Source organism: Tenacibaculum sp. nBUS_03 (genome assembly GCF_051201695.1).
Taxonomy (GTDB): domain Bacteria; phylum Bacteroidota; class Bacteroidia; order Flavobacteriales; family Flavobacteriaceae; genus Polaribacter.
Window position 1 is genome coordinate 3,370,619 of record NZ_CP179214.1, and the last position, 17,624, is coordinate 3,388,242.

At 29.3% G+C, this 17,624-nt stretch carries 11 protein-coding genes; all 11 read left to right on the plus strand.

Features of this window, described 5'->3' with window-relative positions:
• The first annotated feature begins 175 nt into the window (after window positions 1-175).
• The 11 genes from ACMFBB_RS15335 to ACMFBB_RS15385 all read left to right on the plus strand — a co-directional run bounded on the left by ACMFBB_RS15335 (window position 176) and on the right by ACMFBB_RS15385 (window position 17,516).
• Complete coding sequence (locus tag ACMFBB_RS15335) at window positions 176-6,736, plus strand: amino acid adenylation domain-containing protein (protein ID WP_435261620.1); 6,561 nt, start codon at window positions 176-178, stop codon at window positions 6,734-6,736.
• Window positions 6,737-6,938: 202 nt separating this feature from the next.
• Window positions 6,939-10,262 carry an amino acid adenylation domain-containing protein gene (locus ACMFBB_RS15340; RefSeq protein ID WP_435261621.1) on the plus strand — a complete coding sequence of 1,108 codons (3,324 nt, stop codon included), beginning with the start codon at window positions 6,939-6,941 and terminating at the stop codon, window positions 10,260-10,262.
• Window positions 10,263-10,342: 80 nt separating this feature from the next.
• Window positions 10,343-10,534, plus strand: coding sequence for a thioesterase domain-containing protein (locus ACMFBB_RS15345; RefSeq protein WP_435261622.1), 192 nt, complete (start codon window positions 10,343-10,345; stop codon window positions 10,532-10,534).
• Window position 10,535: 1 nt separating this feature from the next.
• Entirely contained in the window at window positions 10,536-11,081 is a 546-nt protein-coding gene (locus tag ACMFBB_RS15350; RefSeq protein WP_435264320.1) for a thioesterase II family protein, read from the plus strand.
• 357 nt (window positions 11,082-11,438) lie between these two features.
• Window positions 11,439-12,980: an amino acid adenylation domain-containing protein gene (locus ACMFBB_RS15355; RefSeq protein ID WP_435261623.1), complete on the plus strand. Its 1,542-nt coding sequence runs from the start codon at window positions 11,439-11,441 to the stop codon at window positions 12,978-12,980.
• A gap of 11 nt (window positions 12,981-12,991) precedes the next feature.
• Window positions 12,992-13,246, plus strand: a complete 255-nt coding sequence (locus ACMFBB_RS15360) for an acyl carrier protein (RefSeq protein ID WP_435261624.1) — start codon at window positions 12,992-12,994, stop codon at window positions 13,244-13,246.
• A complete protein-coding gene (locus ACMFBB_RS15365) occupies window positions 13,246-14,136 on the plus strand; it encodes a chlorinating enzyme (RefSeq protein ID WP_435261625.1) in 891 nt (296 codons plus the stop codon). The genes ACMFBB_RS15360 and ACMFBB_RS15365 overlap by 1 nt, the downstream gene beginning before the upstream one ends.
• 142 nt (window positions 14,137-14,278) lie before the next feature.
• Window positions 14,279-14,533, plus strand: coding sequence for an acyl carrier protein (locus ACMFBB_RS15370; RefSeq protein WP_435261626.1), 255 nt, complete (start codon window positions 14,279-14,281; stop codon window positions 14,531-14,533).
• A complete protein-coding gene (locus ACMFBB_RS15375) occupies window positions 14,533-15,423 on the plus strand; it encodes a chlorinating enzyme (protein ID WP_435261625.1) in 891 nt (296 codons plus the stop codon). The genes ACMFBB_RS15370 and ACMFBB_RS15375 overlap by 1 nt, the downstream gene beginning before the upstream one ends.
• A gap of 214 nt (window positions 15,424-15,637) precedes the next feature.
• Entirely contained in the window at window positions 15,638-16,828 is a 1,191-nt protein-coding gene (locus ACMFBB_RS15380) for an alpha/beta fold hydrolase (protein ID WP_435261627.1), read from the plus strand.
• A gap of 103 nt (window positions 16,829-16,931) precedes the next feature.
• Window positions 16,932-17,516: a GIN domain-containing protein gene (locus ACMFBB_RS15385; protein WP_435261628.1), complete on the plus strand. Its 585-nt coding sequence runs from the start codon at window positions 16,932-16,934 to the stop codon at window positions 17,514-17,516.
• Window positions 17,517-17,624: the final 108 nt, after the last annotated feature.

Genomic DNA, 17,624 nt, shown 5'->3' on the forward strand with positions numbered 1-17,624 from the left:
ATACTTTTAAAGTAAAATGACCTATTTAACTTACGATTAGTCTTCTGTTTTAGAAGCTTCACAAAAGTTTACTTACAAATAAAAAATGACTACTCTTAATCTATTTGATTTAGGAGTTGTTAAAGCTTTCTTGCTTTCAAACAAGATGGTTTTAACTATAAAATAATATTCAAAAATGGAAAATTTACTATTAGAAATAAAAAAATCTGGTATTCATATCAACGTTAATGAAGAAAATTTAAAGTTGAAAATTCCAAAAGGCTTTAATAATGATTCTTTATTAGAGAATATAAAGAATAATAAGTTAGCACTGATTGATTATGTAGAAAAGAGTAAAAGAAAAAATAATATTTTTAAGGAAATTCCAAAGGTTAATAGTAAACATTCAAAATTAACACCATCTCAATTAAAAATGTTTTTGGCTGAGGAGGTTACAAAAGGTACTAACGTATATAATACTCCTTTTGCATATGAATTGAGAGGTACATTAGATGTAAAGCAATTTGAAAAAGCTTTTAGTAAATTAATTAAAAGACAGGAAAGTTTAAGAACATATTTTGTTTTAGATAATAATCATGAGCCAATTCAGAAAGTTTTAGAAAATTTTGATTTTAAGATAGATTATTGCTCTTGTACAAAAGAAGAACTTGAAAAAATAAAGGAAAGTTTCTCATATCCCTTTGCTTTGGATAAGGCGCCATTGATAAGAGCAAAGTTATTAGAAATTGATAAAGATTCATTTATTTTATTAGTAGATATCCATCATATTGTTTTCGATAGCATTTCTATGGAGATCTTTATGAAAGAATTATTTTCTTTATATAATAATATAGAGTTACCTAAGCCTAAATTAAATTATATTGATTATGCTACCTGGTTTAATGGAAAAGAGAATAGAGAAAATTTAAATACTCAAAAAGAGTTTTGGGTTAATCAATTAAAAGGGTATTCAAATACAGCTATACTGCCTTCAGATTTTAAAAAGAAAAATGAAATGTCATTTGAAGGAGACTGCATGAAATTTAAGATATCAAATAATAGAAAAGAAATCCTTGAAGTACTTGCCAAGAAATATAAGATTTCTTTGTTTACTTTACTTACTAGTCTATATGGTATTTTACAAGCAAAATTAACTGGTGTTGATGATATAGTAGTTGGAACACCTGTAGCAGGAAGAAGGCATTGGAGTGTTGAAAATATTATAGGCATGTTTATGAATACTCTTGGAATTCGTATACTTCCTAAAAATGAACTGAAATTTGATGAATATTTAAAAAATGTTAGTTTAAGTGTTATGCAAAGTTTTGATAATCAAGAGTACCCGTATGAGGAGCTTCTTGAAGATTTGAAAACAGATTACACTAACGAAAAGACTCCATTATTTAATACTCTTATTTCTTTGGTTAATTCTACAAAAAATAAAGGAAGTTCCATCGGTGAATTTAATATAAAGCCCTTAGAGTTTGATAAAGCTACTTCTAAGTTTGATTTGAGCATGTATTTTGTTGAGGGAAACGACGAAATCAGTTGTGTATTTGAGTACAATACACAATTGTTTAAGAAAGATACTATAAAACAATTTTTTAATTATTTTTCAAATATTATAGATCAAGTATCTATTAACGAGTCAGTTATTTTGGGTGAAATATCTCTTCTTAATCAAAGCTCTAGTAATGAATTAATAAAACTTAATGATTTTACCAATGTGAGTTTTCAAAAAGAAGCGACTTTGGTTGATTTATTTGAGACCCAGGTAGAGAAAACGCCAGATGATATAGCTTTAATATTTGGTGAAAAAACGATGACCTATAACGAGGTAAATCAAAAATCAAATAAAATTGCTAGAATGTTACGTTCAAAGGGAATTGGCCGTAATGATGCTATGGGTGTTTTAATGGAAAAAAACCTAGAAGTGGTAATAAGTATGCTAGGTATTTTGAAAGCTGGAGGAGCTTATGTTCCTATTGATGTTACTTATCCGCAAGAAAGAATCGATTACATAGTAGATAATAGTCAATTAAAATGGGTATTAACTTCGGAAGAGTATTATGGATTAGTTGATAAAACGAATGTAGAAATTGTTAATGTTTTAGACTCAGAGCTAATTTTGGATACTTCAAACTTACCAAAAATGAATAACTCTGAAGACCTTTGTTATATTATTTATACTTCAGGAACTACAGGTAAGCCTAAAGGTGTAATGGTAGAGCATAAGAATGTTGTTCGACTTCTTTTTAACAAAGAGTTTCAATATGATTTTAATAATGAAGACGTGTGGACAATGTTTCATAGTCATTGTTTTGATGTAAGTGTATGGGAAATGTACGGAGCATTACTTTATGGGGGGAAACTGATTATTGTTTCTCAATCAGATGCTCGAGACCCTTCAAAATATTTAGAAATATTACAGAAGTATAAGGTAACCATATTAAATCAAACTCCTACAGCTTTTTATTCATTGAATAATACTTGTGAGAAAAATCAAGTATTATTACCAGATGTACGATATGTTGTTTTTGCAGGAGAAGCATTAACTCCTTCAAAATTGAATAAATGGAGAGAACGTCAACCAAAGGCGAAGTTGATTAACATGTATGGAATTACGGAAGTTACTGTACACATGACTTATAAAGAAATTGGAGATCAAGAAATACAATATAGTATAGGTAACATAGGAAAAGCTTTACCAACAGGGGCGATATATCTTTTAGATAAAAATATGAAGCAGGTGCCTGTAGGGGTTATTGGTGAAATTTATGTAGGAGGTCATGGAGTAACCCGTGGTTATATGAATAATAAAGAACTTACAGATTCACGTTTTATAAAAAACCCTTTTAAAGAAGGAGATCGTCTATATAAATCAGGAGACTTGGCAATACTTTTGTCAAATGGAGATTTGGAATATAAAGGACGAATTGATAGACAGGTTCAATTAAAAGGTTTTAGAGTCGAATTAAAGGAAATTGAATCTCATTTAGTTCAGCATGAATTAATAAAGGATGTAGTTGTAAATATGGCTAAATCTGAAAAAGATGAGCCTTATTTGTGTGCATATTATATAGGAGAAAAAGAAATACAAGTTACTGAGTTGAGGGCATATTTGGAAACTAGGGTACCACACTACATGATACCATCTTATTATGTTAAAATCAAAGAAATTCCGTTCACCTCAAACAATAAAATTGATTTTTCTAAACTACCAATACCAAAAGTAGGAACATCTGAAAAAGTATACTTGGGACCAACCAATGAAGAAGAAAAAATAATGTGTAAGATTTGGGAAGAGTGTTTGGAAGTTGGTCAGATTGGAATATTAGATAACTTCTTTGCTTTAGGAGGAGATTCTTTAAAAGCAATTGGATTGATATCAAGAATAAATGAGTCTTTATCATCTTCTTTAATTATTGCTGATATTTATTCAAATCCAACAATTAAAAAATTAGCAAGTATCGTTAGGCCTGAAGAAGATTCGAAGTATGAAATTTTGAAAAAAGAAGTAGAAGAAGAACTAAATTTATTTCAAGAAACATATAAAAAAAATAATCAGTTTCAAGATTCTTTCGAGGCAGTATATCCAATGAGTGGGATAGAAAAGGGAATGGTATATTATACACTATTAACGAAAGAAGAAAATGCTAATAATATTTTGTATCACGAGCAAAATATATATCCTCTTCTGCTAGATAATTTTAATTTAGATACTTTTAAACGTGCGTTAAAATTATTAACTAACAAACATGAAGAACTCAGAAAAATATATGATTTAAACAATTTAACTCATATTATTTTAAAAGAAATTGAACCAAACTTGAAGTTTATTGATATATGTCATTTAAGTACTCAAGAGCAAAATGAATTTATTTCTAAAAAATGTGAAGAGGAAAAATTGAAACAAACTGAGCTTTCAATGTCTCTAATATGGAGAATGCATATCATTAAAGTTCGTGAAAATTATCAATATTTATTATTTGATTTTAACCATTCATTGATGGATGGTTGGAGTTTGGCTTTGTTTTTAAGAGATTTATTTAATACATACGATCACCTTGAACATGACTCAGAGTATACTCCAATGCGAGTTAGAGGAGGGTATAGAGATCAAATAGCCGCAGAATTAATGGCTTCTAAAAATGAATTGAGTAAAGGTTATTGGAAAACAGAGTTAGAAGATTATAAACGTTTTGAACTGAAATCTACAGGAAATCCAAGTAAAACAATTACTAATAATTATGATTTAGGTATTGGATTCCGGAAAGAATTAGAAGGAGTTGCAGAAAAGTTGAATGTAAGTTTCAAGCATTTATGTTATGCTGCATTGGTGTTTTCGTTGAAAAGAATGACTTATGAAAATGATTTAACAATTGGAGTTTCTTCAAATACAAGACCTTTAATTATAGATGGAGAAGAATTGGTAGGCTGCTTTTTAAATACAGTCCCATTTAGAATAAAAATTCCTGAAAATATAACTTGGAAAGATTATATAAATCTTGTAGATAACAAGTTAATAAATTTAACCTACCATGAGCGTATCCCTTTTTATAAAATTTTAGAATATATTGATGAAAAAACTATTGATCAAAATCCTGTTTTTGATGTAAAACTAAACTATATTGATTTTAGGCCTTACAACGAGTTTGAAAACAAAGAGGATGATTTTTTAGAAAAAACAATGGCTGATGCCAAAGCTTATGTGAATGAAAATACACCTTTAAATTTAACTATACTTGCTCAAAATGAAATGTTTGCGTTGAATTTGATTTATTCTTCGGCATTTTTAGAAGCTGAAGAGTCAGATAAATTGTTTGGTTATCTTAAAAGTACTTTAGAGGAGATAGTAAATGACGTTAATGAAAAACAAAATGGTGGTAGTATCTTAGACCAAGAAGAGTATTTTAAATTAACGAATGATTTTAATGGTGTAGAAGCCCCTTTTAAAAATAATAAAACAATTCTTGATCTTTTTAATGAACAAGTTGAAGAGTTACCAGAAAGTCTAGCAGTTACTTTTGAAAATAAGAGTTTAACGTACAAAGAGCTTGATGAACTTTCAAATAAATTAGCTCATAGACTTATTGATATGGGAGTTAAAAATGAAACTTTGGTCCCAATAGCAGTAGATAGGTCAATAGAAATGATTGTAGGGATTTTAGGTGTTTTGAAAGCTGGAGGAGCTTATGTTCCAATTGATCCTACATTTGTTCAAAAAAGAATAGACTATATTTTGAGTGATATTAATTCACAGTTTGTATTAACTCAACGACAGCATGATAGTAAATTTAATATATCAAAACTTTTCATAGATGACTTTTCAACTTATAGTGATTATGATAAGTTGCCCCCAAATATTAAGATAGATACTACTGCTTTAGCCTATGTTTTTTATACTTCAGGAACAACAGGACAACCAAAAGGAGTAATGAATAGTCATTCTGGAGTTTGTAATAATTTATTATGGATGAAGAATCATTTTAATATTAATAATGATGATCATATTTTACAAAAAACTAATTTCTGTTTTGATGTTTCAGTGTGGGAGTTAATACTTCCAATTATTTCTGGAGCAAGAATAGTTTTTGCAAAACCAGAAGGACATAAAGATCCAAAGTATATAGAGAGAATAATAGCTGAAGAGGACATAACTTTAGTGATTTTTGTACCTTCAATGTTAACCATTTTCTTAATGGGGATTGAAAAATTTAATGGAGGAAAACTTCGTGGAATTATTACTATTGGAGAAGAGCTAAAATTATCTACAGTTCGAGATTGTAAGGCTAAATTGCCTAATGTGTTATTATATAATACTTATGGGCCAACTGAAGCTGCAATTGCAGTTACTTCTATAAACATAAGTGATTATGCTACTAATATGGTTCCTATTGGTAAGCCTATAGGGAATACGAAGATTTATATAGTGAATAGTCAAAATGAAATACAACCTATAGGGGTTAAAGGAGAACTATTAATTGGTGGTGTTCAAGTAGCAAGAGGATATCTTCATAAACCAGAATTGACATCTGAAAAATTTATAAATGACCCGTTTGACCCAAATAGTGAATACAAATTATATAAATCAGGAGATTTCGCTCGATGGCTTCCAGATGGAACAATAGAGTTTTTAGGTAGAATAGATAATCAAATAAAACTTAGAGGAAATAGAATTGAGTTAGGAGAAATAGAATTTAATTTATGTAATCACGCTGCTATAGAAACAGCGATTGTATTATTAAGAGAATACAATGGAGCCCCCCATATAGTAGCGTATTATTTACCTAATGGAAAAGAGCCATTGGATATTGATGTATTAAAAAACTATTTAAAAGAAAGTTTACCAGAATATATGATTCCAGCATATTTTGTTGAATTAAATGAACTACCGTTATCATCAAGTGGTAAACTTAACAAATCTTTACTGCCAAATCCAAAAGTTTTGAGACTGGTTTCACATGTAAACCCTTCAAATAAAACAGAAGAATTGTTGCTAGATATATGGTCGGAGATTTTAAGTCTTGAAAAAGATAAAATTAGTATAACTACAAGTTTTTTTAACATTGGAGGAAATTCATTAAGCGTAATTACTCTCGTAAACGCTATCTCAAAGATGTTTTCTGTTGATATGTCACTAACTGATGTTTTTGCAAAGCAAACCATAAAAAGAATATCTGATTATATAATTACTATTAAACAAGTAGAGATTGAACCTGAAGTTATTGACAAAAATGTAACGCTGTTACTCTAGTTAATGGTAAGGTTTATAGTTAGGTAATGTAATTATATAGTTAATGCCTTATTTGTTTTGTAATTATTAAAATCGTTGTTTTTTTCAACAAATGCATTGTTGAAAAAAAGCATCAATTATAGTACCTCCATAAATCTTATTTCAACTTTAATAAAACAGAATTATATAGAAAAAATAACAATCTAAAAACTAAGTCGATATCATGAAAATAGACGAATATATTAGTAGTTTAAGAGATAAGAATATCATTGTTTCTTTTTACAATAAGCAAATTGCCGTTAATGCAGAAGACGGAGTTTTAACGCCAGAAATAGTATCAGAGTTAACTTCTAAAAAACAGGAACTATTAGATTTTTTTGGGGAAGTTAAAAAAGGAAAACAATTTGAACCAATCCCCAAGGCTTTAGAGCAAGATTATTATCCGTTATCATCTGCACAAAGTCGCATGTACTTTTTATATGAGTTTGAAAAGACAGGTACGAGTTATAATATGCCTAGTTTTTACAGGATTAGTAAAAATCTTGACATTTCTAAGTTGGAAGCAGCTTATAAAGAGTTATTAAATCGTCATCAGAGTTTACGTACAGTTTTTAAGTTAGTTGATGGTCACCCTGTTCAAAAAGTCATAGAATCTAGTTTATTTGAATTGTCATATAAACAGTGTTCTGCCACTGATATAGATAGCACTGTCGCTGGTTTTATTAGACCATTTGATTTGTCAAAAGATTTTCCAATTCGTATATCATTGGTAGATGTGATAGATCAGGATTATCTTTTGATGAGTGATGTACATCATATTATCAACGATGGTATCTCTAATGAAATTTTGATGCGTGATTTATGGTCAATATATAATGAAGAAGTTTTACCTGATTTAGCTATTCAATATATAGATTATGCTGTATGGCAGGATAGTAATACTTATCAAGAGTTAATATCACAACACAAGGCGTATTGGTTAGATTGTTATAGAGATGAACTTACTACTTTAGAATTACCTACAGATTATTCTAGAACAGCTAATCTTAGTAATAAAGGAAAAGATTATACAATAACTTTATCAAAAAAACAAAGTGATCAGTTGAGGTCTCTAGCTGGATCGGAGGGGGTTACAATGTATATTATGTTTTTGGCACTATATAATGTGCTTTTAAATAAGTTATCAAACCAGACTGATGTTGTAGTAGGTACTCCTACAGTCGGACGTCATCATGCTGATTTGGATGGTTTAGTTGGTATGTTTGTTAATACTTTGGCTTTGCGTAATAAAGTAGCTTCTGATCTTAGTTTCAGAGATTTCTTAGCAAATGTTAAAAATAATACTTTAAAAGCTTTTGATAACCAGTTGTATCAGTATGAGGAATTGGTAGATACCTTGGAGATTCCTAGAGATGCAGGCCATAATCCATTATTTGATGTTTTCTTTTCTTATGTAAATCGTATTGGAAATGATGATGTTAATAACAGTTTGGATATTACCATTAAGCCTCATGGAGTAGTCCATACGAGTGCAAAGTTTGATTTGAGTTTTGAGGTTATAGATGCTGATCAGATTAGCTTGATATTTAATTATCGAACAGACTTATTTAATACCACTAGCATAGAACGTTTTTCAGATTATTTATTGAAAATTATTAAAGAGGTTTTAGAAAATAAAACGCAATTACTAAGTGAAATTAATATTTTATCGGATTCGGAAAGATCACAATTATTAGTAGATTTCAATAGCACATCTGTTGATTACGATTTTGATAAGACTGTACTTGATTTATTTAAAGAACAAGTTATTGCAGCGCCAAATGCAGAAGCTGTTATTTTTGCAGACGAGATACTTACTTACAAAGAATTGGATTCACGTTCAGATCTTTGGGCTTCTAATTTAATTACTACAGGAGTAGTAACTGGAGCTGTAGTTGGTTTAATGATGACGCGTTCAAGCGAAATGATTATAGCTATTTTGGCAGTTATGAAGGCAGGTGCTGCATATATGCCAATAAACATTGACTTACCGGGTTCACGTGCAGTTTACATGATGGAAGAAAGTGGTTGTAATAGTATTATAACCAATATGAAAAAGAAGCCAACTGAATTAGAAATTTATTCATGGATAAGTGTTGAAGAGTTAGATGATGAATTCAATAATAAAGAAAAATTACCTATTGTAAAGTCTGATAGCTTAGCTTATATACTTTATACATCTGGTTCTACTGGTAGACCTAAAGGTTGTATGATTTCTCACGGTAACTTATTTAATTATATTTTTTGGAGTAATAATTATTATTTTAAAAATTCAGAAAGAGGAAATTGGGGATTAATGACATCTATGTCTTTCGATTTATCAGTAACAGCAATTTTTACAAGTCTTTCTAGAGGGAAGAAACTTTATTTATGTGATGAAGCTAAAAGTGTAGATCAATCACTGTTAGAGTGTTTTACTAATCCATATTTAGATACTATAAAAATAACTCCTACTCATGTAAGTGTTCTTAATGATTTAGATATTTTCAATACAAACATAACGACTGTTATTTGTGGAGGAGAACAATTAAAGAAATCACATATTAAAATATTAAAGGGATTAAACGAAAATATTAAAATATATAATGAGTATGGTCCAACAGAAACTACTGTAGGATGTACTGTAGCAGAAATAACAATAGAAGATGAGATAATTACTGTAGGTAGTCCGATAGCCAATACAAAATTATATATTCTTGATTCTGAACAGAAAACTACACCAATTGGGGTAGTAGGAGAGATTTATATTGGAGGAAAAGGAGTTTCACAAGGATATATTGGAAATTCATTGTTAACCGCAGAAAGGTTTGTGTCAATTGATAACTCAATTTGTTACAAAACAGGTGATTTTGCACGTTGGCTACCTAACGGAACTATAGAGTATTTAGGAAGAATAGATGATCAAATAAAGCTTAGAGGGTATAGAATTGAGTTAGGAGAAATAGAAAACAGATTAATAGAATATTCAGACATTGGTTCGGCAGTTGTTGTTAATAAACATTTTAATAATGAAGATTGTTTAGTGGGGTACTATACTTTAGAAGGAAACAATCAAATTAAAATAGAGGAATTAAAAAATCATTTATTGCAAACGTTACCAACGTATATGATTCCTTCCTATTTTGTTGAGATAGTTGAAATTCCGTTAACTTCTAATGGTAAGTTGGATGTGTCTTCTTTACCTGATCCAGAAATATTAAGGATAGCATCTCATGTTGATCCTTCTAATGAAACAGAAGAAAAATTATTAACTATTTGGTCAGAAATATTAAAGGTTGAAAAAGAAAAGATTAGTGTAACGACAAGCTTTTTTAATATTGGTGGAAATTCTTTAAAAACTATTACACTGTCTAATTATATCTCAAAAACTTTTTCAGTTGAAATTTCAATAACTGAACTTTTCGATAAACAAACTATAAAGGCAATAGCAGATTATATTATCACGGTTAATCAACTTGATAATGAAACAGAGAATGAGAGTGAAGAAAAGGTAGAAATACTATTATAATAATTGTGAAAAATTGTATGGGATAACAATTTATGTCTCTAACAAAAAGAACGTGGAATAATCAGATTAAAATTTAAAACATGAAAAAAAAGATAAAACTATTCTGCTTACCCTATGCTGGGGGGTCAGCAAAATCAATTTATAGTAAGTGGAAGGAGAGTTTAGATTCAGCTATAGAATTACATCCAGTAGAGTTAGCTGGTAGACGGACCAAGAATTGGAGAAAGTCTTTATTCAAATGTAGAAGAAGCAGTAGAAGATGTTATTTCTAAGATTAGAAACCAGATTACAGATTGTGATTATGCTATTTTTGGTCATAGCATGGGATCAATTTTAGCATATAAAGTTATTCAGAAAATAAATGAACTAAAATTACCACCGCCAATTCATTCCTTTTTTTCAGGGCGAAGAGCACCTCATTGTCCAAGTAGAAGACCAAAACCTTTTTCAGAGATGAATACATTAGAACTTGAAAAAGAAATAAAGGAATTAGGAGGCACTCCCCCAGAGTTTTTTGAGTATCCAGAGTTAAAAAATATTTTTATGCCTATTATTAAAAGTGATTTTAAAATTGCAGATACTTTTGTTGAATCTTCAGATATAGTAGTTTTTAATCATGAATTTTCAGTTTTTATAGGTAAAGAAGAAGATGTTACTACTTTAGAGGCTGACGAATGGATGCGACATACAAGAAAAAAATGTTCAATTGAATATTTTGAAGGAGGACACTTCTTTTTATTAGAAGAGGAAGAAGGGCAAAGAGTTATTAATACTATCAATAACTGCTTAATAGAAAAACATCAATATATAAGTATGTAATGATTTATAAAAACTTTCTAGTAAGCGAAAGTTAAATCATACATAAAAGTCCTTACTATTGATAAAAACTTTTTTAAGTTTTTAGGCCGCTAATACTTCAAGGCTATTTTTTTAATAGGAACAATGTTCTTAACAATACACTTAGATTAAGAAATAAATAATTTCATATTGTCCAGAAAATTAAGAAATAAATACTGGAGGAAATATGAGATATATCGTACAAGTGTTTTTTTAAGTCTCATAAAATGTAGTGTTTATAATAAAGAATCTCAGTTCAAAGATTTTAATATCAATGCTATTTTAAACTAAAACTTAAATCCATTATAGATAATATAACTAATAGTAAATTTTAAAATTATGCAATATTCTTTTAATTCAAATAGAAGACTTGAAGAGCATTTCAAAGTAAATGCAAAAAAGTTTCCAAAAAAAGTTGCAATTTCATGTAAAGGTGTTGACTTAACTTATGAAGAGTTGGATCAAAAATCAGATTTGATAGCCAATTTGGTAATGAAGAACCTAAAGGAAGATACTCAGTATGTGGGCTTGTTAATGAATAGAGGCTTGGAAATGATAATCTCTATTTTAGGTATTCTTAAAGCAGGAGTAGCTTATATTCCTATCGATCCGGTAAATAATCCATCAGAAAGAATTAAACTTTGTTTATCAGAAGTAAACTTAAATTTATTAATTACTGATAGAGGAATAGATATAAAGAATGTAAAATCTATACTTGTAGATGAAGATGTTCTTAATGAGCATATAGAATTATCTAAAAAGGAAATTATCCCTGTTAAAAAAACCGAAATAGCTTATGCTATTTTTACTTCAGGGACTACTGGGGTTCCTAAAGCTGTTCCAATAATACATGAAAATGTATTGAATATGTTTCATAATTCACAAGAGATTTTTGAGTTTTCTAAAGATGATGTATGGGCTTTATTTCACTCGATAGCTTTTGATTTTTCAGTGTGGGAAATTTGGGGAACATTGCTTTACGGAGCAAAGTTAGAAATTGTACCATACGCAGTAGCTAAAAATACAGCTCGATTTCGCCGTTTTCTAATTGAAAAAAATATATCAGTTTTAAATCAGACAACAGGTGCTTTTTACAGTTTAATAAAAGCAGACCAAAATAAAGAAACTAAAATTGATTCTTTAAGGTGTTTAATTTTTGGAGGGGAGAAGCTTGATGTTCATTTACTAAAACCATGGGTTGATAGGTACTCTTCTACAGCATCAAAATTAATTACGGTTTACGGTACAACAGAGACTACAATTTTTACAACTTTTAAATATATAGGCCATAACGATATTATAGATAATAAGTTAAGTCCAATAGGAGAGCCTATTCCAGGATCGGATATTATTTTAGTTGGAGAAGGAAATGAAATAGCTAGTGAAGGTGAAATATACATTTCAGGTGAAAGGTTATCAGAGGGTTATTTGAATAGAACTGAATTAAATGAAACTAAATTTATTTCAAAAACTATATTAGGTGAAACAGTTAAATATTATAGAACAGGTGATTTAGCTTTTGAAAAGAATGGAGAGTATTATTTTCTTGGAAGAGTTGATAGTCAAGTGAAGTTTAATGGGTACAGGATTGAACTTGAAGGGATTGAGAATGTTGTTATGTCACACCCTAAAATTATGAGGTCAATAGTTTCGGTAGATAATACCTTATCACATCCAAGATTAATAAGTTTTCTAGAGCCAATAGATAATTTTTCTGTAGAGGATGAAGATACTGTTATTGAAGAAGTTAAAAAAATAACTGAAAGCTTGTTGCCGTTTTATATGGTTCCTTCCGAGTTTATGTTTATTGATAAAATTCCATTAACAGTTAATGGAAAAATAGATCATAAAGAATTATCAGAATTAAGTAAAACCTATTAAATAAATAAAAAATGAAATCAGAAGAATTAGCAGTAAAGAGTCACAAATTATGGAGTGATATATTAAGTAATGAAAAAATCAACAGAGAAGAAGATTTTTTTGATCAAGGAGGGACGTCTTTGTCTCTAATAGAATTAATATCTAAGACCAAAGAATATTTTTCAGTTACATTAAAGGCAAGTGACTTTGAAGAAGGATTATCCCTTGAAATATATGAAGGACTAATATTAAAATCAATGAATAAAGAACCACAAAAAGTAGTATAATGAATAGTATTGAAGCACCAACAAGAAAATTTAGGTTTAGTAAAAAAGAATTAGAAGAATTCAGAAAGAATGGATATGCAGGACCATTTACCTTATATGATCCAGAAGATATGAATGAAATAACCAAAAAACTTAGATATAGTTTATTGGATCGTTCAAATAGCGTTTATGAATTCAATGAGGATATTAATGAGATAAATGATAGAGCAAATTATGATCGTCATTTAGATGTTCCTTTTTTAATGGATCACGTAAAGCAACCTAAGATTGTAGATAAACTAACTGATATATTAGGAGAGAATGTTCTTTGTTGGAGGTCAGAATGGTTTCCAAAATACCCAGGAGATAAAGGAACCGATTGGCATCAGGTAGATACATTTGAGTTTTCTAGTGGAGAGCCACAGCTAGTATGGCCTCAGAAAGAAGACTTTGGAGGTACTATAACTGTATGGACAGCACTTACAGATGCAACAATAGAAACAGCTTGTTTAAAGTTTATGCCAGGCACACATGAAGAATTATTTTATGATGAAAGTAAAGGAGTTGATTTTGACCCTGAAGCAATTCATGATGGTTTTTTTGGATATGATTATCAAAATTTACAAAAAGATTCAGATTGGGTTCCAGACGAGTCATTAGCGAAATCTATAGAGATGAAAGCAGGTCAGTTTATTATTTTCTGGTCTACTTTAATGCATGCTTCGCACTCTCATTTAGGTAAAACGAATGATATGCGACTTGGTTATGCAGCAAGGTTTGTACCAGATATGGTTGATGTTTATCCTGGAAATCCTAAAGAATTAACTGAATTTGGAAGTACAGTTTCTTTAGAGAAGTATAGAACTGTTGCAGTTGCTGGAGTAAATAGAAACCCTAATAACGTAACTTAATTTTATACAAAACAGAGTAGATATTCTACTTTCTTTTCATAGGATTCTGTTAAAGATCATCGATAAAAATTCATTAACAACCAATGAAAAGGATGTGTATAGGCAAGTTAAAATTAAATAAAACCTATTAAATAAATAAAAAATGAAATCAGAAGAATTATCAGTAAAGAGTCACAAATTATGGAGTGATATATTAAGTAATGAAAAAATCAATAGAGAAGAAGATTTTTTTGATCAAGGAGGGACGTCTTTGTCTCTAATAGAATTAATATCTAAGACCAAAGAATATTTTTCAGTTACATTAAAGGCAAGTGACTTTGAAGAAGGATTATCCCTTGAAATATATGAAGGACTAATATTAAAATCAATGAATAAAGAACCACAAAAAGTAGTATAATGAATAGTATTGAAGCACCAACAAGAAAATTTAGGTTTAGTAAAAAAGAATTAGAAGAATTCAGAAAGAATGGATATGCAGGACCATTTACCTTATATGATCCAGAAGATATGAATGAAATAACCAAAAAACTTAGATATAGTTTATTGGATCGTTCAAATAGCGTTTATGAATTCAATGAGGATATTAATGAGATAAATGATAGAGCAAATTATGATCGTCATTTAGATGTTCCTTTTTTAATGGATCACGTAAAGCAACCTAAGATTGTAGATAAACTGACTGATATATTAGGAGAGAATGTTCTTTGTTGGAGGTCAGAATGGTTTCCAAAATACCCAGGAGATAAAGGAACCGATTGGCATCAGGTAGATACATTTGAGTTTTCTAGTGGAGAGCCACAGTTAGTATGGCCTCAGAAAGAAGACTTTGGAGGTACTATAACTGTATGGACAGCACTTACAGATGCAACAATAGAAACAGCTTGTTTAAAGTTTATGCCAGGCACACATGAAGAATTATTTTATGATGAAAGTAAAGGAGTTGATTTTGACCCTGAAGCAATTCATGATGGTTTTTTTGGATATGATTATCAAAATTTACAAAAAGATTCAGATTGGGTTCCAGACGAGTCATTAGCGAAATCTATAGAGATGAAAGCAGGTCAGTTTATTATTTTCTGGTCTACTTTAATGCATGCTTCGCACTCTCATTTAGGTAAAACGAATGATATGCGACTTGGTTATGCAGCAAGGTTTGTACCAGATATGGTTGATGTTTATCCAGGGAATCCTAAAGAATTAACTGAATTCGGAAGTACAGTTTCTTTAGAGAAGTATAGAACTGTTGCAGTTGCTGGAGTAAATAGAAACCCTAATAATGTAACTTAAAAATGAATAATCATTGAGCAGAGATATGGAGATATTCTATAGAAGAAAGTTTTAATACTTGTCTATAAAGATGACTATTGTAAACTTTCTTCTTGAACTCCTAATTTGTGTAATGTGTTTTTTTAAATAAAAACTAACAGTTTTATATAGAAAATCTATGATGTTAACAATTTAATATCCTTGAGAATTAATCAACTTTTATAAATTATATTTTATGCTAAATACTATTGAACAGATAGAGATAAGTGAATTTTTAGTGAATATGAAAGCTATATTGAAGCAACGAAGTGAACAACTAAGAATTTTGAAACAACTAGCGCTTGATTCTAAAGGGTTTTATACTAAACTTGAGGAAGTTTTAAAAGAGTTAGAAATCTATAAACATGTTGATTTTATTGACGCTAAACCAAATAATTTTGATTTGTATGAAGAGATAGTAAACACATTTTGTAATGATTATTTTACTAAGCTGGGAAATCTTGATATTCATGGTTTGAAAAAGAATCTGATGAATTATGGAAATAACCCCATTCATATAGTGGATAGAGTAAAAACTCAAAACTTGACAAGTTTTGACGGTACAGTATTGGATGTGTTTTCTTACGGAGATATAGAGAATAGTCCAATTATAATAGCTCTTCCAACTGGGTTGCCAATGTTAATAATGAAACCTTGGATAGAACTTTTGGCTAATAGGTATTTTGTAATCACCTGGGAAACAAGAGGTATGTCTAAATCGTCAACTACAAAACAATTAGATATTCCAAGTCAATTAGAAGATTTAAAAAATGTTATTAAGCTTTTCAATCTAGAAAGAGTTCATTTATTCGGTGTTTGCCATGGAGCTAATTTAGTACTTAATGCATGTAATGAAATCGATTCTAAAGTTATATCAGCAAGTCTTTGGCATGGTGATTTTAACTGGAATGATAACAATAAGCTTACATATATACAACAAAATATGAAGCGACTGCTTGAAATGGCTGGTAACCAAATTAATATCTCAGATTTAAGAAATTTAATGACCAACCCAAAGTCTATTGGTACATTATCAACAGATTATCCTATTAAAAATTTACCACATATTATGTATCCTTATTTGAATGATGAGATTTTCTCCAGTTTCATTAAGTTATCTAAAGATGTAATGAATAGAAATTTAAAGGAAATTGTAGATAAACTAAATAAAAAAATACTGATTGTAACCAGTTCAAATGATAAAACAGCTCATCCTGAAGGTTCAGTTTTACTACATTCTTTGTTAAAAGAATCAGAATTTTATAATAGAGAATTTGGGAGCCATATTTCTTTTTTTGAAGCACCAGAAGAATTATACAGTCTTTTTTCTAATTTTTATGAAAATAGCTTGGCTTATAGCTTAAAACAGGAGAATAACTTTATCTAAGTTACTCAATAGTAAAATAAACTGTTGGTTTACTCTCATGGAAACAAATTGTTGTTGACAATTTAAAAAGATAAAAAATTAAACTTCATTAAAACAAATCGAAATGAAAATAAATAAATTTATGACATTACTTGGTACTTCATTGAACAGGCAAACTAAAGCAAAGGAAAATGAAACACGTAATCTAGAAAAATTTGATAAAGTAAACCTTGAAGGTAGAATTGAGCTTCATTTAGAAAAAAGCTCTTACCATTCTATAGAAATTAGAACAAAAAAGACCTCAGATATAGCTAATTTAGTTACAGAGGTACGTAATGGCGAATTATATATTCATAATGTAAAAAATATAAGTCATAGTAAAACTCCTAAATATATTATTCGACTTAATCATTCAGGTATTTCAGATATAAAATTATCAGGACTAGTAAGACTTATGTCCGATGATGTAATAAGTCAAAAATCTTTTAACATAGAAGGTGAAGGAATTTTAAACGGAAGTTTAAAAGTGTCCGTAGATACTCTTAATACAAATATGAATGGAGTTTCAAATATTAAAATTTCAGGTTATGCTGATGTAGCGCACCTATATATTACTGGTATTGGCAGAATTAATGCGAAAGGTCTTGAGACTAACAATGCCAAAAAAAGTACAGATGGTATTGCTACAGTTTTGTTACCAGTGAAATAATCAATTCTACTTTCCTTATCTAGGATAAATTAAAAGCTATTCAAACAAAATAATAATACTTTACTATTTGTTCATCTTCTTAAAAAGTTAAGAAGATATAAATAGAAT